At 60.9% G+C, this 17417-nt stretch carries 15 protein-coding genes; 13 read left to right on the top strand and 2 right to left on the bottom strand.

What is annotated here, in order from left to right:
- The first annotated feature begins 123 nt into the window (after positions 1–123).
- The 5 genes from EJA71_RS12960 to EJA71_RS12940 all read left to right on the top strand — a co-directional run bounded on the left by EJA71_RS12960 (position 124) and on the right by EJA71_RS12940 (position 6428).
- Positions 124–1056, top strand: coding sequence for an AraC family transcriptional regulator (locus tag EJA71_RS12960; RefSeq protein ID WP_158957391.1), 933 nt, complete (start codon positions 124–126; stop codon positions 1054–1056).
- Between the two features lie 78 nt (positions 1057–1134).
- Positions 1135–1590: a (2Fe-2S)-binding protein gene (locus EJA71_RS12955; RefSeq protein ID WP_158957389.1), complete on the top strand. Its 456-nt coding sequence runs from the start codon at positions 1135–1137 to the stop codon at positions 1588–1590.
- Positions 1590–3845 (top strand): xanthine dehydrogenase family protein molybdopterin-binding subunit, encoded by a 2256-nt coding sequence (locus EJA71_RS12950; protein ID WP_158957387.1) that lies wholly within the window; start codon positions 1590–1592, stop codon positions 3843–3845. Before EJA71_RS12955 ends, EJA71_RS12950 begins: the two co-directional genes overlap by 1 nt.
- A gap of 17 nt (positions 3846–3862) precedes the next feature.
- A complete protein-coding gene (locus EJA71_RS12945) occupies positions 3863–5215 on the top strand; it encodes a cytochrome c (RefSeq protein WP_158957384.1) in 1353 nt (450 codons plus the stop codon).
- A 253-nt stretch (positions 5216–5468) separates the two neighbouring features.
- A complete protein-coding gene (locus EJA71_RS12940; RefSeq protein ID WP_158957382.1) occupies positions 5469–6428 on the top strand; it encodes an EamA family transporter in 960 nt (319 codons plus the stop codon).
- 206 nt (positions 6429–6634) lie between these two features.
- Here EJA71_RS12940 and EJA71_RS12935 read toward each other — a convergent pair whose 3' ends face one another.
- Positions 6635–7195: a hypothetical protein gene (locus EJA71_RS12935; RefSeq protein ID WP_256671724.1), complete on the bottom strand. Its 561-nt coding sequence runs from the start codon at positions 7193–7195 to the stop codon at positions 6635–6637.
- A 97-nt stretch (positions 7196–7292) separates the two neighbouring features.
- Between EJA71_RS12935 and EJA71_RS12930 the strand changes: the two genes are divergently transcribed.
- A complete protein-coding gene (locus EJA71_RS12930) occupies positions 7293–7502 on the top strand; it encodes a hypothetical protein (RefSeq protein ID WP_158957380.1) in 210 nt (69 codons plus the stop codon).
- A 16-nt stretch (positions 7503–7518) separates the two neighbouring features.
- Here EJA71_RS12930 and EJA71_RS12925 read toward each other — a convergent pair whose 3' ends face one another.
- A complete protein-coding gene (locus EJA71_RS12925) occupies positions 7519–8487 on the bottom strand; it encodes an SDR family NAD(P)-dependent oxidoreductase (RefSeq protein WP_158957378.1) in 969 nt (322 codons plus the stop codon).
- Between the two features lie 745 nt (positions 8488–9232).
- Here EJA71_RS12925 and rfaH point away from each other — a divergent pair.
- From rfaH to EJA71_RS12890, 7 genes are all read left to right on the top strand, one after another.
- A complete protein-coding gene (gene rfaH, locus EJA71_RS12920; RefSeq protein WP_256671723.1) occupies positions 9233–9766 on the top strand; it encodes a transcription/translation regulatory transformer protein RfaH in 534 nt (177 codons plus the stop codon).
- 53 nt (positions 9767–9819) lie between these two features.
- A complete protein-coding gene (locus EJA71_RS12915) occupies positions 9820–10980 on the top strand; it encodes an outer membrane beta-barrel protein (protein WP_158957376.1) in 1161 nt (386 codons plus the stop codon).
- Positions 10981–10992: 12 nt separating this feature from the next.
- Positions 10993–11526 (top strand): polysaccharide biosynthesis/export family protein, encoded by a 534-nt coding sequence (locus EJA71_RS12910; protein WP_158957374.1) that lies wholly within the window; start codon positions 10993–10995, stop codon positions 11524–11526.
- Positions 11527–11528: 2 nt separating this feature from the next.
- Positions 11529–13847: a GNVR domain-containing protein gene (locus EJA71_RS12905; RefSeq protein ID WP_158957373.1), complete on the top strand. Its 2319-nt coding sequence runs from the start codon at positions 11529–11531 to the stop codon at positions 13845–13847.
- 64 nt (positions 13848–13911) lie between these two features.
- Entirely contained in the window at positions 13912–15300 is a 1389-nt protein-coding gene (locus EJA71_RS12900) for an undecaprenyl-phosphate glucose phosphotransferase (RefSeq protein ID WP_158957371.1), read from the top strand.
- Between the two features lie 46 nt (positions 15301–15346).
- Positions 15347–16705, top strand: coding sequence for a UDP-glucose/GDP-mannose dehydrogenase family protein (locus EJA71_RS12895; RefSeq protein WP_158957369.1), 1359 nt, complete (start codon positions 15347–15349; stop codon positions 16703–16705).
- On the top strand, positions 16702–17409 hold the full coding sequence (locus EJA71_RS12890) for a WecB/TagA/CpsF family glycosyltransferase (protein WP_158957367.1): 708 nt from the start codon (positions 16702–16704) through the stop codon (positions 17407–17409). The genes EJA71_RS12895 and EJA71_RS12890 overlap by 4 nt, the downstream gene beginning before the upstream one ends.
- The last annotated feature ends 8 nt before the right edge of the window (positions 17410–17417 follow it).

The following is a 17417-nucleotide window of genomic DNA, read 5'->3' as shown; positions in this document are numbered from 1 at the left end:
TCGATCTGCCCCCGCTCTAGCGCATTCCTCTTGAATGCTTGCCTGATCCTCTGAGGATGCAGGGTGATGGATATGAAACGTCTGACCGGCGGATTAGAGTTCGCTCAACAGGAGCCACCCACCATGATTCATACCTCCCCGCGCCAGGAATCACCGTTGCCGCTGAACATCGACCCGCGCGTGAGCGCACCGGGTGACTTCGCGACATCCATTCCCGGCCTGTCGCTGTTTCGTCGCGACCAGCCAGCGCCCCCCGCTGTGTGCATGATCGAACCGAGCCTGATTCTGGTGGCCCGTGGGCAAAAGCGCTTGTGGGTCGCTGGTGAGGGCTATTGCTACGAGCCTTCGCGTTTTCTGGTCACTTCACTGGATCTGCCCGCCAACTCGGAAGTGGTGCTTGCCAGCCCCGATCAGCCCTGCGTCGGCCTCGTACTGAAACTGGATGTCGGCATGCTTGCCGAAGTCATCACCCAGAGCGGCTTGCCTGCGAAGCGCCAGCAATCAACGGGCACGGGCGCAGGCATTGGCCAAATGTCCTGCGCACTGGAAGGCGCGCTCGACCGGCTGCTGACGTTACTCGATGAACCGGAGGGGATCGCGGTGCTGGCGCCGCTGATTCTGCGAGAAATCCATTATCGACTGCTCAATACCGATCAAGGCGCACGGCTGCGGCAGATCACTGCCGTCGATGGCCAGGGTTATCGCATCGCCAAAGCCATCGACTGGCTCAAGGTCAACTACACCGGCGCACTGCGCATCGACGATCTGGCCGCGCGGGTGCAAATGAGTGCGCCGACCTTTCACCATCATTTCCGCCAGCTCACCGGCATGAGTCCGCTGCAGTACCAGAAATGGATGCGCCTGAACGAGGCGCGGCGATTGATGTTGATGGAACGCCTGGACGTATCACGCGCGGCGTTTGCTGTCGGCTATGAAAGTCCTTCGCAGTTCAGCCGCGAATATGGCCGCCTGTTCGGCACCGCGCCGAGTCGCGACATCGCCCTGATGCGCGGGCAGCCACTCGAGCCAGAAGCGCTCAGCACAGTAGCGAATTGAACGAAAAACGCTGATGCGCCTCGCCGCGTGTCACCGCTCATAACAATGCAAGTCAACCGATGATCAAGCGGGTGAGCCATGGAACTGAAAATCAACCAAAAGACCTATCAGGTCGATGCCGATGCGGATACGCCCTTGTTGTGGGTGATCCGCGATGATCTGGGCATGACCGGCACCAAGTACGGCTGCGGTCTGGCGCAATGCGGCGCCTGCTCGGTACTGGTGGACGGCAATGTGGTGCGTTCGTGCGTCACGCCGGTGGCCGGTGTGGTCGGCCGCGAGATCACCACCATTGAGGCCATCGAAGACGATGAAGTGGGCAAACGCGTTGTCTCGACCTGGGTCGATCTGCAAGTCGCCCAGTGCGGTTACTGCCAGTCCGGGCAGGTGATGGCCGCTACGGCTTTGCTCAAGCAAAACCCTGCGCCGAGTGATGCGCAGATCGAGGCCGCGATGGTCAATCTGTGTCGCTGCGGTACTTACAACGCCATTCATGCCGCCGTGCATGAGCTGGCCGGCAAGGGGAACGCGTGATGAGCGTCCGTCTCGATCCTTCCCACGAGGCCTCCGCGTTCGCACTGCACGATCCGGTCAACGTGTCGCGCCGACGTTTTCTGACCGGAACTGCCGTGGGCGCATTGGTCCTTGGCTTCGGTCTGCCACTCGGTTCGACACGCGTGCAAGCGGCGGCGACTGCAGCAGCCAGCGCCGAGCGCGGCACGCAGGTGCCGGCGTTTCTGGAGATCCGTCCGGACAACCGCGTGCGTCTGCTTTGCCCGTTCATGGAAGGCGGCCAAGGTACGTTCACCGCGATGGCACAAATCGTCGGTGAAGAACTGGACGCCGACCCATCGACGTTTCTGGTCGAAGCCGCGCCGCCCGGCGAAGCTTATGTGGTGATGGACAACGGCATGCGCATCACCGGTGGCAGCATGTCGGTGCGCATGAGTTACCCGGTCATGCGCCGCCTCGGTGCGCTCGCCCGCGCCATGCTGCTGCAGGCTGGCGCGCAGCAGCTGGGGGTGCCGGTGAGCGAACTGACCACCGAACCCGGCAAAGTCGTGCATGCCGCGTCGGGCCGCTCGTTGGCCTACGGTGAATTGGCCGAGCGCGCGATGGATCTACCGGTTCCCGATCCAGCCAGCGTGCAACTGCGGGATCCGAGTCAGTTCCGCTGGATCGGCAAACCGGTGAAGCGTCTCGATGCCTACGACAAGTCCACGGGCAAGGCGCTTTACAGCATCGACCTGAAGGTCGACGGCATGCTGCATGCGGCGGTTCAACATGCCCCGCGTTTGGGTATGACGGTGGGCAACTTGCGCAACGAAGATCAGGTCAAGGCGATGAAAGGCGTGCATTCGGTGCATCGCCTGCAGGGCGCGGTGGCGGTGGTCGCCGAGCGCTGGTGGCATGCGAAACGTGCGGTCGAAGCGATTCAGGTCGACTGGCAGGCACCCACGAGCGAGAGCAAAGTGCGGCCGATGCCGGCAGACTTTTCCAGCGATGACTGGCTCAAGCAACTCGCCGCACACAAGGGCCCAGCCAGGGATGACGAGAATGAGGGCAACGTCGCTGCGCTGCTCGGTGATGCCAAGTCCCGAATCGACGCCACTTACCACAACCAGTACTTGAACCACGGGCAGCTGGAACCGCCTTCGGCGCTGGCCCGATTCAATCCGGACGGTTCGCTGGAAGTCTGGCTGCCCAATCAGGCGCCGGACATGTACCGCGCGGACATCGCCAAACGCACGGGTCTGGATCCATCGCGCATTACCCTGCATTCGCCGTTACTGGGCGGGTTCTTCGGGCGGCATTTCCTCTACGATTCAGCCAGTCCCTATCCGCAGGCGATCGAGCTGTCCAAGGCCGTTGGCCGCCCGGTCAAAATGATCTGGAGTCGCGAGGAAGAGTTTTTGCGTGATGTGCTCCGTCCGGTTGCTGCGGTGAACTTCCGCGCGGCGCTGGACAAGGACGGCTGGCCGCTGGCAATCGAAGCGATCAGTGCCACCGAAGGTCCGACCGAGGCCATCGCCGGCAAACAGGGTGAGAAGCTCGACCCCACGGCGCTTGAAGGCTTGTCGGGCAAGTCCTACGCGATCCCTAACAAGCGTATCGCGCAGATCTATGTGAAAGGTCCGGCGATGCTCGGTTACTGGCGGTCGGTGGGTAATTCGCTCAACGACTTCTTCTATGAATCGTTCCTCGACGAACTGGCCGACAAGGGCAGCAAGGACCCCTTAGAACTGCGCCTGCATTTGCTGCGCGACAACCAGCGCCTGACCACGCTGTTGCAGGCGGTGGCTGAGTTGTCAGGGGGCTGGAAGCGTGGGCCGTTTACCGCCGAGGATGGCAGCCGACGTGCAAGAGGCGTGGCGATGGCTTCGCCGTTCGGTACGGAGACCGCGGTGATCGCCGAGGTGTCGATCGAGAACGGACAGGTCAAGGTGCACGACATCTGGCAGGCGATTGACCCCGGCAGCATCGTCAACCCGGCGATTGTCGAGGCGCAGGTCAATGGCGCCGTGGCGCTGGGTCTGTCCCAGACACTCGTGGAAGAAGCCGTGTGGATTGATGGCAAGCCTCGGGCGCGCAACTACGACTTGTATCAGATCCTGCCGCCTGCGCGGATGGCACGGGTTCATGTGCGTGTCGTCGAGAGCGGGGAAAAAATGGGCGGCATCGGCGAACCACCGTTGCCAGCGGTCGCCCCCGCTGTCGCGAACGCGGTGGCGACACTGACGGGACAACGGGTTCGCAGCCTGCCCCTGAGCCGACACACATTCACCTGATCAGCGCCGGAGCGTCCATGAATAACAGCCGATTCGCAAGAACCGCTGGCTGGCTGGCGGTGCCGTGCCTGGTCGCGGCAGGCCTGCTGGCCTGGTATGTCACGCGCGAGCCTGTCTCGCATTTTGAAGAGAACACGTTGACTGCGGCCGACATCGACCCGGCGCTGATCGCGCGCGGCGAATACGTTGCCCGTCTCAGCGATTGTGTGGCCTGCCACAGCGTGCCGGGCAGCGCCCCATTCGCCGGTGGGCTGGAGATGGCCACACCGTTGGGCGCGATCCACGCGACCAACATCACACCGGACACTGAAACCGGGATTGGCGCCTACAGCCTGGCGGACTTTGACCGTGCCGTGCGCCATGGCGTAGCACCCGAGAGTCGCCGTTTGTACCCGGCGATGCCCTATCCTTCCTATGCCAAACTCAGTGACGACGACGTGCGTGCGCTGTATGCATTCTTCATGAAAGGCGTGGCGCCGGTGAAGCAGGCGAACATCCCGAGTGCAATTCCCTGGCCGTTGAATCTGCGTTGGCCGATTGCTTTGTGGAACGGCGTGTTTGTCGACGCCGAGCCTTATGTGGCCACGTCGTCGCAGGACCCCTTGTGGAATCGGGGCGCTTACCTCGTGCAGGGCGCCGGGCACTGCGGCAGTTGTCATACGCCGCGGGGTCTGGCGTTCAACGAAAAAGCACTGGACGAATCCGGCACACCATTCCTCGCGGGTGCCCTCCTCGATGGCTGGTACGCGCCGAGCCTGCGCGATGACCACAACACCGGCTTGGGTCGCTGGAGCGAGCCGGAGATCGTGCAGTTCCTCCAGACCGGACGCAACAAACATGCGGTGGTCTACGGCTCGATGACCGAAGCGTTCAACAACTCCACGCAGTTCATGAGCGACGAAGACCTGACGGCCATTGCCCGCTATCTGAAGTCGTTGCCCGGCGACTCGCAGCGCGACGGCCAGCCGTGGCAATACCAGGAGGCTTCGGCAGCGACGCGTCTGGATTCACCGGGTGGGCACACCTACGTGACACGCTGTGCCTCTTGCCACGGGCTGGACGGCAAAGGTCAATCAGAATGGATGCCGCCGCTGGCCGGCGCGACCTCGGCATTGGCCAAGGAGAGCGCCTCGGCGATCAACATCACCCTCAATGGTTCGCAGCGTATCGTGGCTGCCGGTGTGCCGGACGCCTACCGCATGCCGGCATTCCGCGAGCAATTGTCGGATCAGCAGATCGCCGAAGTCCTGACCTTCATGCGCAGCACCTGGGGCAATCACGGCAGTGCGGTCGAGGCACAGGCAGTTGGCAAACTGCGCGAGCACACCGATCCGGCCAGCAGCAGCCCGATCATCTTGCACATGCGTTAGACAGCGCCGTAAAGAAACCAGCCCTGCGCAGAGCGCAGGGCTGGCTCGCCGCGCACGCGTGCACAGTCATACGATCTCCATACCTAAATCTGCCCCCCCTGCAAACGCCCTCAACACGCCTTCTTCCGGCCTCGCCATCAAAACCTGACTTGCCCGCCGGTGCCCAATGCGGTAAAAACGGGCGCAGTTGTACGACAACATAATAAAAATTCCTCCGCCATGCCGCATGGCCTGGCACTGCTTGAGAACTGCCATGTCCCGTCCTACCGTTGCGCAAACCGTACCGCCGCCGTTCCCCCGTCACCTCGCGGTGATCATTCTTTTATGCATGGGCTGTGCGTTCGCCGGCAATCATGTCGCGGCGCGAGTCGCTTTTGATGATGGCGCCGGTGTGTTGCTGGCGATTTTGCTGCGTTCTGGCGGGACCTTGCTGGTGCTCGCCATCCTCGTGCTGTGGCAAAGACAAAGCCTGCGCTTGCCAGCAGGCGCCTGGCGCTGGCAATTGCTGTTGGGTTTGCTGATTACCGCGCAGAGCCTGTGCCTGTATTCCGCCGTCGCTCGCGTTCCGGTGGCGGTGGCGCTGTTGGTGGCCAACGTGTTTCCCATCCTGCTGGCGTTGCTCACTTGGGCGACGGGCGGCCCGAGACCGACCGCGCGCACCGCGGCATTGATGGGTTTGATTCTGCTGGGATTGGTGTTTGTGCTGGATGTCCCCGGGCGTCTGGCGAGCGCGACCCAGGTCGGCGCGCAATGGTGGCTGGGCATCGCGCTCGCGTTTTGCGCCGCCAGCGTGTTCGCCTGCGCACTGTGGATCACCGACCACAAGTTGTCGCAGGTACGGGGTACGGCGCGCAGCCTCTTGACCATTTTCATCGTCTTCAGCAGCGTCAATCTGGCGGGACTGACCGGCGCCCTGCCCGGCGGCCTGAATCTGCCCGCAAGCTCAACCGGATGGCTGGCCCTCGCCACGTTGGTGGTGCTCTACGGCACCGGTTTTATCGTGCTGTTCATTTCCGTGCCCCGCCTGGACATGCCTCGCAACGCGCCGGTCATGAACATCGAGCCATTGGCGACGTTGCTGATGGGCTGGATCGTGCTGGATCAAATGCTCGGTGCGGGGCAGATTCTCGGCGGGGTGATTGTGGTGACCGGCATCGTGCTGCTGACGTATCGCAAAACAGCTATCAAGGCGGATGCCAAAGCTGCGGCCTGAGAATCACCCGATAGCATCTACGACAAAGCCCCGCTTATTCGGGGCTTTGGCGTTTCTGAGGTTTGCCTGTTCCCAACCAGGCATCAACCCACTGCTGCAGCGCTCCACACCGCCGAAGGAATGCACACGAAGCCGTCGAACAACAACCGTGCCGTGCGCATCAACCCGCAACCGGCAAGCTGCCCATCCTGCCATTGCGGAATCGCCTAGTTCTTCAACGAAACCTGTTTGGCTTCCATTTTCAGGTCGCTGAGGCGCTTGAGCATGGCGATGATGTTCACGCGAGCGGAGCCCTCGTTGGCCAGGCGCAGACGCTTGACGCCAATGACGGAATCACCGAAACCCGCTGTAAAAGGCGTACGGATAATTTCACGCAGCACAACCTTGTTGGTCACGGCTTCCACCAACGTGTATTCCACCTCGCTGGTGACCTCGAAGTTCAGGCCGAACAGGGGCTGGTCAACGCGCAGCAAATTCGCCCGTAGCGCATAAGAGGCAGATTCGTTGCCAAGCAGATCAGCGTTAGCGAGCGATTGCTTGAGTGCAGCGCCGAAGTCAGGGCTGTCGATTTCCGAAGTCCATAGCGGATTGGTTTTATCCCCGCCATTTACCTCTGAAACCCGCACGTTATTCTTTAGTTGTGCATCATAGGTGTTTGCCTTGTCTTGATCGGCCGCAACCGTCATGCCGGAGATTTGAGCGGACGTGGCACAGCCAGTGCAAAGGGCGATCAGGGCAGCAGCTAACAGCAGGCGCAGATAAGTCATTCAAAGGTCCTTGAGAGTGTAAATTCCAACGAAGTCGCGAATGCTAGCACTTAGCCACTTTTTCAGCCATCCATCCCTTTCACTTACAGGTCTTTCAATGCCCAGAAAATCGCCACCCAACGAAGCCCCCGCCACCGCCGCCGACATCGAACGCTCCATCCAGGCCTTGAACAAAATGGCCGAGCGCCTCTGGGGCGAAGGTCGGGAAGCAGAAGCCAAGGCTCTGATCGATGCGCTGGACGCACTGAACCACGCGCTCGACCGAATCCGCATTGGCGAAAGCCGGCGGGTCGTCACGCTGCATTGAGGCGCCAGATTCAGACTCAGTAAAAACCGCGATACCAATCCACGAACGCCTTCACCCCCTGCTCGACCGGCACTTGCGGGCTGAAACCGATGCAGTCCGAAAGCGCGGAAACGTCGGCCCAGGTCTTGAGCACGTCGCCTTCCTGCATCGGTAAATACCGCCGCTGCGCCTTGATGCCCAGCGCCTCTTCCAGGCACTCGACAAAGCTCAGCAAAGCCACGGGGCTGCCACGACCGATATTGAAGATGCGATTCGTCCCGCGCTCGCCGCTAAGCGCCGGCGGTTGGTCGTGCAATCGATAAATGGCTTCGACGATGTCGTCGATGTAGGTGAAATCCCGCGACATCTCGCCCTGATTGAACAGGTCGATGGCGCGGCCCTCGAGCATTGCTGCGGTGAATTTGAACAGCGCCATGTCGGGCCGTCCCCACGGGCCGTAGACGGTGAAAAAGCGCAGGCCCGTCGCGCTTAATCCGTACAGATGGCAGTAGCTGTGAGCGAGCAGTTCGTTGGCGCGCTTGGTCGCGGCGTACAGCGAAACCGGCGAGTCGACCTGGTCGCTCTCACGGAACGGCATCTGGTGATTGGCGCCGTACACCGAGCTGCTCGAGGCGTAAATCAGGTGCGCTGGCGCAAACTGTCGGCAGGCTTCCAGAATGTTCAGAAACCCCAGCAGATTGGATTGCGCGTAGGCATCGGGGTTGTCGAGGGAATAACGCACGCCAGCCTGTGCAGCCAGATGGATGACGTGATCGAAGTTGTACCGTTGGAACAGCGCCGCGAGTGCGGGCTTGTCGACGATGTCGATCGGGTAAAAGTGAAAGTTGTCCATCGCCCGCAATGTTTGCAGACGAGCCTGTTTCAACGTCACATCGTAGTAGTGGTTGAGGTTGTCGATGCCGACGACTTGCAGCCCTTCGCGACATAAACGCTTGGCCGTGTGATATCCAATGAATCCAGCCGCGCCCGTTACCAGAAGGGTCATCACAGAAACTCCCGTTCGACACCATATCGGTGAATAGAAGCTGCATTGCCAGCAACCGGATACGCACGCGGTGATTAATCTCGGCAACGGCGTTGGCGCATGAAGCTTGGACCTACTTCTGTGACAAGACAACTATCAGTGCTTCTCTAGTTGCGCAATCGGCCAATAGCGCAAGCATAACAACGCGTTGCGCGCACTACAGCAAGTGACACCCACCACTGACAATGCAACTAATTTGATATCATTTGTAGCAACTAACTCGCACCGACCACCGAATACTGAAAAAGTTTAAATGTTAAAAACATATTTTTTTATTAAGTAAATACAATACGTTAAGTGCATAGCGATTAAAAAATGGATAAAAGGCAATCTTTTTGACTGTTATTAATTGACAGCTCGCGAAGACTGGCCGATAACTACTTCCTGCTCACGGGAGACAGTGCAGACACACCTGTTCATGTCCCCCAACATTGGGCAACTTATGTAACCAAAAATCTTCAAGGTCGCGAACGCGGACCGTGCGGTAGCTTTGCTTAAACAAAAACCGCTGTGGGTTAATACCCGAAATACTGCAACATATAACAATAATGCGCCTCAAGTGATTCATATTTGAAACACTTCCCCTGCCAATAAAGACATTGATGCATCTGGCTTGGCCAATTTGCCTTGATCAGCCTACTACCTACTAGCCAGCACGACAGCACGTCAAAAGTTATCGGCTGTCCTGCTGAAACGATCGCTATGTATGGAGTACTCCAGCATGCTAACAGTTTGCCGCAACGGTTCTAACTGGTACTTATTGCAGTGCAAGCCCCGCCAGGATGAACGGGCACAACTCAACTTACAGCAACAAAACTACATGACCTTTCGTCCGCAGCTGATGAGCGAACGAAGTGTCCGTGGCAAACGTCACCGGGTGCTTGAATCGCTGTTTCCCGGTTATGTTTTTATTCAGTTGAGCCGCGATGACAATTGGGCGCCGATCCGTTCTACACGGGGGGTGAGCCGCATTGTCGAGTTCAATCACGTCCCCGCCATGGTCGAGGAACAGGTGATCGCGCATTTGCGTGACCGCAGCCTGGAGTCGATTGGCTTTCCTGCCGATCAGGCCCTTGAACCCGGTGAGCCGCTGCAAATCGTCCAGGGCCCGCTGTCGCCGCTGGAAGGCGTGTTCATGTCCATGCAGGGCGACGAGCGCGTGATGCTCCTGCTGCAGTTTCTCAACCGGCAGCAGCATGTCTGCGTACCGCTGAGACACCTCGAACGTCAGCGGCAATAGCCTCCAACCCCGCCAAGCCTGACATCGACATCCCCGTTCAGGAGCAGCCGCCAATGGCCCTGAAGTCTCGCTGTCCCGCCGCGCTGTTCGTGGCCTGTTTGTTTCCCGAAGCGGCGTGGAGCACGGACCCGCAAGCCATCAACGTGTATGGCTTCGACTTCACGCCGACCTTCGCGTTGTCGGAAAGCTACGACGACAATTTTCGCGAAGTGGAACACGACGTCGAGTCGACCATGGTCACCCGCCTTGCCCCCGCTTTCGAGCTCAAGGCCGAGGATCGCAACAGCGCCACCCGGGTGATCTGGGAGCCGACCCGCTACATCTATCACCAGGCCAGCGATGCCTCCAACACCGCCCAGCGTCTGCGGGCCGACAGCATCATGGAGTTCACCGATCGCCATCGCCTGAAACTTGAAGCCGAAGCCCGCAAATACGAACGCACCACCTCGACCGCCGTCGATGGCATCAACGACAAGATCGAGAGCACGCGTGTCGGTGGCGTCTACACCTTCGGCGCCCGCAGCGCCGCCAACCAGATCGACTTTGGCGCCAACTACGCGCAACTGCGCTACGACAACGGCGACGGCATCAATGACGACAAGGAACGCAACACCAGCAACCTGAGCACCACTTGGTATCACCGCCTCGGCAGCAAGACCCGTGGCTTGCTCGAATACGACCACACCCGCTTCGACTATCTGCAATCCAACAGCACGCGCAGCAGCCGCTCCGATGCCGTGCTCGCCGGTGCCGAATGGGACCTGACGGCGAGAACCACCGGCAAGGTGCGCGTCGGTTACGAGCGCAAGAACTTCGATGAAAGCGGTTCGGATGACCTGAGCAATCCGACCTGGCAAGTGGATCTGGCGTGGAAACCGCGCACCTACTCGACCTTCTCGTTTCTCGCCCGCCAAGCCATGGCCGAGGGCGATGACGGCTCGGACGCAGTGAAAGCCACCTTCACCCAGATCGGCTGGCGCCATGGCTGGACCGAGCGCATCACCACCGTCGCCGAGGCCGGCATGGGCCATTACGTCTACGAAGGCCAGAACCGCAGCGACGATCTGCAGGATTACAAGCTCGGCGTGATCTACAAAATGCGCCGCTGGCTGGATATCGAAGCCGCCTATCGCCACCGCGATAACGACTCCGATGCGGCAAACGAAAGCTTCACCCGCAATGTGTTCCAGATCACTTTCGACGTCAGTCTGTAAGAGGGTTGGGCCATGAACGCGCGCCTGATGTTGCTGCTGTTATTGCTATGGATCACACCGACTGTCGAGGCCGCAGACCCCGGCACCAATTACCGTTTGGCCGCCGGTGATGTCTTGCGCATTACCGTGTTCGGCGAGCCCGAGTTGAGTTTCAAGAAGATCCGCCTGAATGATTCCGGGACCTTCTCTTACCCGTTTTTAGGCGAAATCGTTGCCATGGGCCTGACGCCCAATCAGGTCGAACAGAAAATCGTCGACGGCCTCAAGCAAGGCTATCTGATCGATCCGAAGGTCAGCCTCGCCCAGATCGAATACCGCCCCTTCTACATCAATGGCGAGGTGCAGAAACCCGGCAGCTATCCCTTCCAACCGGGCCTGACCTTGGAAAAAGCCATTGCGCTGGGCGGCGGCCTCACCGAACGCGCCTCGATGAAACGCGTAACGATCCTGCGTGGCAGCGGCGGGCCGCCGGTCACCGAGAACATTTCACGCACCACCGTCATCGCCCCCGGCGACACCATTTCCATTGCACAAGGCTTTTTCTGATCATGGACAACAGCCCTAGCACCTACCTCGAACGTCCACTCCAGACACACCAGGCGCAAGCGTCCGGTGACGAGTCGGACACCCTTGATCTCCTGCAATTGTGGCGCGTCGTCTGGTCCGCCAAGTGGAACATTGCGTGGCTGGTGCTGATCAGTTGTGCACTCGCCGTGGTGATTCTGTCCTTCGTCACGCCGCAATACGTCGGCAGCGCGACCTTGTTGATCAAGGACAAGACGCCGCCGGTGCTCAGCTTTCAGCAGGCCGCCGATTCCAGGGACGGCGGCACCACCACGGATTACTTGCAAACCCAGCAGGCACTCCTGCAATCGCGGGATCTGGCTGAACGCGCCGTGCGCAAACTTGGCCTGACCACCCATCCGTTGACCGACCCGCGCCAACAACCGAAACGCTGGTTCGCGCCGCGCCAGTGGCTGGCGGACCTCAACGCCGGTCAGTGGCTGCCGTGGCTGGATCTGTTGCCGCCGCCCAAGCCAGCGCCGACCGAGGAGGACGTGTTCAATGACGTCACGCAAAACCTCATGCTGCACACCAGCGTCAAATTCGTCGGCAAGAGCCAACTGCTGGAAATCGACGTCGAACTGCCCGAGCCGGCCCTCGCCGCCGCTGCCGCCAATGCCCTCGCCCAAGGCTTTATCGATAGCCAGCAGGACACCAGCCTGAAGTCCTCGCAGAACAACACCAGTTGGATGAACACCCGCTTGGTCGAGCTGCGCGACAACCTGCGCGTCGCCGAGAACAAACTGCAGGCGTACCGCGAAGAGCAAGGCCTGGTGGACGTCGACGGCGTCGCCACCATCAGCGCCAACGAACTGCAAATGACCGGCAACCGCATGATCGATGCGCGGCGCGACCGCGCCGAGGCCGAGAGCCAGTTCCGTCAGGCGCAGTCCCTGAGCAATGGCGATATCAGTCGCCTGTCCAGCGTCCCGGCGGTGCTGAGCAATCCTTTGATTCAGCAGTTCCAGGCCGATCTGGCCAAAGCGCAGGCCAAGGTCGAAGAGTTGTCGGGCCGTTATGGGCCGAAACACCCGGCGCTGATTTCCGCCCGCTCCGAACAGCGCACCGCCGCCAACAGCCTGCGTCTGCAAGTGCAGCAAGTGGTGGCCGGCATCGAGCGCCAATATCAATTGTCGGTGGCCAGCGAGGACGCCCTGCGCAAATCGTTCAACAGCAACAAGGCGCAGATTCAGGACATTTCGCGCAAGGAATTCCAACTGCGCGAGTTCCAGCGCGAAGTCGACAGCAACCGCGCGCTGTACGAAACCTTCGTCACCCGCCTGAAAGAAACCGCCGCTACCTCTGACATGGACTCAGCCAAAGCGCGCATCGTCGATCCGGCGATCATGCCGCTGGAAGCGAGCAAACCGCGCAAAACCCTGATCGTCGCGATCGTTGCACTGGTCGCCGCCGTGGTAGGCATCGCCCTCGCCTTCCTCTTCGATACCCTGAGCAACACCTTCAAAACCGATGACACCGTCGAGAGCCTGCTCAACGTGCCGCTGCTCAGCGTAGTGCCGCTGGTGGTGAAAAAAAGCCGTCGCCAGTTGGCCCGGCTGTTCGAGGACAACGATCATCCGAGGTTTTGCGAGACGATTCGCAACCTGCGCACCTGGTTGATGCTGCAAAGCAGCGAGGCGCCGTCGCAAGTGGTGCTGGTGACGTCCTCGGTATCAGGCGAAGGCAAAAGCACCATCGCCAACAACCTCGCCTGCTCCCTTGCGTCGCTTGAACGCGTGTTGTTGATTGACGCCGACATGCGCCAGCCGACGCTGTCGCTGAACTTCGATTTCCCGGCGGAAAATCCCGGGCTGGCCAACCTGATGGCCGGCACCGCGCGCCTCGAAGACTGCATCCGCACCGTCGGCAATCTCGACATGCTCCCGGCGGGTTGCCTGACGCCTTCGGCACTCGATCCGTTTGACACCCCACGCCTGAGATCGCCGAGCGGCGGACGCTACGCCGTTGCTCAACCGCCGGCGCAGGACTTGCTCAGTTCGCCACGACTGGGCCGCATGCTCGAAGTGCTGAAGACCCGCTATCGCCACATCATCATCGATTCGCCACCGGCGGAAATCGTCAGCGACGCACTGCTGCTGGCCAAGCACTCGGACGCGGTGATCTACGTGGTCAAGGCGCAAAGCACCCCGGTCGGCCAGGTGCGCAAAAGCATCGCCGTGCTCCAGCAGAGCCAGGCGCCGCTGTTCGGCGTGGTGCTCAATCAGGTCGATCTGCGCAAGGCGCGCAAGTACGGCCACGGCCACTCCCGATCCTTCTACGAATACGACTTCGCAGCGCGCTGATCTCGCGGGCCGTGCCGCCCGCCAACGCCGCATTCCCCCTTCTGTCGAATCGGAGATCGAGCCGATGACGTCGCAATATTCCGCGCAAATGGCACAACGCCGTGGCCTCACGTTCTGGGGGCAATGGTTGTGCGCGATGACTTTGGTCAACCTGTTGCTGATTGTGCTGGTGCACTGGCGCGTCGGTGACTTGCCCAGTGAATACCGGGTGCTGATGAGCCTGACGGTGCTCGGCTCGCTGCCGGTCTACAGCCTGGTGCAGGTCTATCACAAGCGCCACGGTTTACTGATCGGCCTAAGTCGTTTGCTCGCTGGCTGGCTGATCCTGCTGGGCTTGCTGATGAGCATCGCCTTCGTGACGCAAACCAGCGCACTGTTCTCCCGCCAGGTGATCATCGTCTGGGCAGTCGCGGGGTTTCTGGTTCAGGCCGCAAGTTTTCTACCGTTGCATCTTTTCGTGCGGTTGTACACGCGCAAGATCTGTCACGAGCGCCGTGCCGTGATCATCGGCACCTGCCCGACCTCCCATGAACTGGCGAGGAAACTCTTCGATCCGGAACGGCCGATGTTGCTCGGCTTCGTCGGCACGGCAGACAGCGGACCGGCGCCGAGTATTTTGCCGTTGCTCGGCCAAGTCGAAGACATCCGCGAGATCCTCACTCGCCTGCAGGCACGCCGGGTCTACATCGTCTTGCCGATGGCCGAGGCGGCGACGATCGAAGCGCTGTACATCAACCTGCTCGACATGAACGTCGACGTGGTGTGGATTCCGGATCTGGGCAGCATGGTGCTGCTCAATCACTCGATCTCGGAGATCGAGCGGATGCCGGCGATCTACCTCAACGAAAGCCTGCTCACCTCGCACCCCGGCAGCCTGTTCTGCAAGGACTTGTTCGAACGCAGCGTGGCTGCCGTGGCGATCATCCTGCTCAGCCCGTTGCTGCTGGGCGTCGCCATCGCGATCAAGCTGACCTCGCCGGGCCCGGTGCTGTTCAAGCAGAACCGCCACGGCTGCGACGGCGAAGTGATCCGGGTGTGGAAATTCCGCTCGATGCGCCAGCACGACGATCAGCAAGTGCGCCAGGCCACTCGCGACGATGACCGCGTGACGCCGCTCGGGCGCTTTCTGCGGCGCAGTTCCATCGATGAACTGCCGCAACTGTTCAACGTGCTGTTCGGCCACATGGCGCTGGTCGGGCCACGGCCCCACGCCGTCACCCACAACATCTACTACACCGGCAAGGTGCACGCCTACATGGCGCGTCACCGCCTCAAACCCGGCATCACCGGTCTGGCGCAGATCACTGGCCACCGGGGTGAAACCGAGACCCTCGACAAGATGCAGCGGCGGGTCGCCCAAGACCTCAACTACATCAACCAATGGTCACTGTGGCTGGACATCAAGATCCTGCTGAAGACGCCCTTCACCCTGTTCTCGAAAAACATCTACTGACAGCGGCCACCTCGCTGGCCCGCCCCACCGCGCATGAGGTTTTCCCATGAATGTGAGTGTATTCGGTATCGGTTATGTCGGACTGGTCCAGGGCGCCGCGCTGGCCGAGGTCGGCCACAACGTGCTCTGCGTGGATGTCGACAGCGCCAAGGTCCAGGCCCTGAACGACGGCACCCTGCCCTTGTACGAGCCGGGACTGAAAAGCCTGGTGCGCGACAATCACCAGAGCGGGCGCCTGCAATTTGGCAGCGATCTGGCCAGCGCCGTCGCTCACGGCGAGGTGCTGCTGATTGCCGTCGGCACACCGCCGGACGAGGACGGCTCGGCTGACCTCAAACACGTCCTCAGTGTCGCCCGCACCATCGGCCAACACCTGCGCGGCGAGCAGATCATCGTCGACAAATCGACGGTGCCGGTGGGCACCGCGGATCGGGTGCGCGACTGCATCCATGAAGTGCTGCTGGAGTCCGGGCGGGGCGATCTGACGTTCGATGTGGTCTCCAACCCGGAATTCCTCAAGGAAGGCTGTGCGGTCGAAGACTGCCTGCGTCCGGACCGGATCATCATCGGCACCGACAGCCCGCACGCCGAAGCAGTGATGCGCGAGTTGTACGAGCCGTTCAATCGCAACCGCGAAAAAATCATCGTCATGGATGTGCGCAGCGCGGAACTGACCAAGTACGCGGCCAACTGCATGCTCGCGACCAAGATCAGCTTCATGAACGAGATGGCCGGGCTCGCCGAAAAGCTCGGCGCTGACATCGAAATGGTTCGCCACGGCATTGGCTCGGATCCGCGCATCGGCTATCAGTTCATCTACCCCGGCGTCGGCTATGGCGGCTCATGTTTTCCCAAGGATGTTCGGGCGCTGATCCATGCGGCCCAGGGCGTCGACATCGATGCACGCATGCTCAAAGCGGTCGAGTCGCGCAATAACGAGCAGAAGACCACGCTGTTTCACAAGATCGCCGATCACTTTAACGGCGCGCTGGAAGGCAAGACGTTTGCCGTGTGGGGGCTGAGTTTCAAACCCAACACCGATGACATGCGCGAGGCGCCCAGTCGCGTGTTGATGGAAGCGCTGTGGCGTGCCGGCGCCAGCGTGCAGGCGTTCGACCCCAAGGCGATGGAACAGACCCAGCAACTGTACGGCGCCCGTGAAGACCTGACGTTGGCCGGGACCAAAGAAGCCGCGCTGAAAAACGCCGATGCGCTGGTCATCGTCACCGAATGGTCGTCGTTTCGCGCACCGGATTTCGAACTGCTCGCGCGCTTGCTCAAACAACCGCTGATCTTCGACGGGCGCAACCTGTTTGATCCGCAGCGTCTGAGCAGCCGCGGTTTCACCTATATCAGCGTCGGTCGCCCGACCCACGACGCCCAGGCGCAAGGCCTCGCATCATGATCCGCCTGGAACTGGTGGACCATTATTCGCCGGCCTTGCTGGATTCGAACCGGGCCTTTTCGTTTATCAATTTCGCCTCCATCGGCAGCTTCATGCACCAGCCCGCGCAGTCGCTGGCGTACTTTTGCGACGGCATGCTGATGTCCGGTTTCATGTCGCGCATCACCGGTCGTGCGGTGGAACGGGTCAGTTTCGACTTCACCTCCATTGCCGATCCGGTGCTGCGCGAGTGCGAGCAACGCGGCAAGCGGGTCTACCTCGTCGGCGCTCGTCAGGCGGAACTCGAACGCTTCGTCGAAAAACTCGGCAAGCAGTACCCGCGCCTGCAACTGGTCGGCACGCACAACGGCTATTTCGACGCCGAACAAGCTGTGGCGCTGCAGGCCGACATTCGCCGTTGTCGCACCAACGTGCTGCTGGTCGGCCTCGGCGCCGGGCTGCAGGAACGCTTTGTGCTGCAAGCCCTGCAAGGCGGTTTCAGCGGTGTGGCGTTTACCTGCGGCGGATTCATTCGCCAGGAAGCCGACGCCAGCGAGCGCTACTACCCCGACGCCATCAACCGCCTGCACCTGCGCGCGTTCTATCGCATGTACCGCGAGCCCCACACGATCAAACGCTACCTGCTCGATTACCCGAGCAACGCGCTGCGCCTGGCCGAGTTGATTTTGCGTCGTCAGGTCGCCATCGATGTCACTGCCCCGTGAGGATCACG

Source organism: Pseudomonas sp. PB106 (assembly GCF_009764645.1).
GTDB lineage: Bacteria > Pseudomonadota > Gammaproteobacteria > Pseudomonadales > Pseudomonadaceae > Aquipseudomonas.
The sequence above is the reverse complement of the archived record's forward strand: the minus strand, read 5'-3'. Positions and strand labels throughout refer to the sequence as shown.

Bases quoted from the DNA above. Each gene is read 5' to 3' on its own strand.
- EJA71_RS12960 (WP_158957391.1), top strand. From the start codon at position 124: ATGATTCATACCTCCCCGCGCCAGGAATCACCGTTGCCGCTGAACATC.
- EJA71_RS12955 (WP_158957389.1), top strand. From the start codon at position 1,135: ATGGAACTGAAAATCAACCAAAAGACCTATCAGGTCGATGCCGATGCG.
- EJA71_RS12950 (WP_158957387.1), top strand. From the start codon at position 1,590: ATGAGCGTCCGTCTCGATCCTTCCCACGAGGCCTCCGCGTTCGCACTG.
- EJA71_RS12945 (WP_158957384.1), top strand. From the start codon at position 3,863: ATGAATAACAGCCGATTCGCAAGAACCGCTGGCTGGCTGGCGGTGCCG.
- EJA71_RS12940 (WP_158957382.1), top strand. From the start codon at position 5,469: ATGTCCCGTCCTACCGTTGCGCAAACCGTACCGCCGCCGTTCCCCCGT.
- EJA71_RS12935 (WP_256671724.1), bottom strand. From the start codon at position 7,195: ATGACTTATCTGCGCCTGCTGTTAGCTGCTGCCCTGATCGCCCTTTGC.
- EJA71_RS12930 (WP_158957380.1), top strand. From the start codon at position 7,293: ATGCCCAGAAAATCGCCACCCAACGAAGCCCCCGCCACCGCCGCCGAC.
- EJA71_RS12925 (WP_158957378.1), bottom strand. From the start codon at position 8,487: ATGACCCTTCTGGTAACGGGCGCGGCTGGATTCATTGGATATCACACG.
- rfaH (WP_256671723.1), top strand. From the start codon at position 9,233: ATGGAGTACTCCAGCATGCTAACAGTTTGCCGCAACGGTTCTAACTGG.
- EJA71_RS12915 (WP_158957376.1), top strand. From the start codon at position 9,820: ATGGCCCTGAAGTCTCGCTGTCCCGCCGCGCTGTTCGTGGCCTGTTTG.
- EJA71_RS12910 (WP_158957374.1), top strand. From the start codon at position 10,993: ATGAACGCGCGCCTGATGTTGCTGCTGTTATTGCTATGGATCACACCG.
- EJA71_RS12905 (WP_158957373.1), top strand. From the start codon at position 11,529: ATGGACAACAGCCCTAGCACCTACCTCGAACGTCCACTCCAGACACAC.
- EJA71_RS12900 (WP_158957371.1), top strand. From the start codon at position 13,912: ATGACGTCGCAATATTCCGCGCAAATGGCACAACGCCGTGGCCTCACG.
- EJA71_RS12895 (WP_158957369.1), top strand. From the start codon at position 15,347: ATGAATGTGAGTGTATTCGGTATCGGTTATGTCGGACTGGTCCAGGGC.
- EJA71_RS12890 (WP_158957367.1), top strand. From the start codon at position 16,702: ATGATCCGCCTGGAACTGGTGGACCATTATTCGCCGGCCTTGCTGGAT.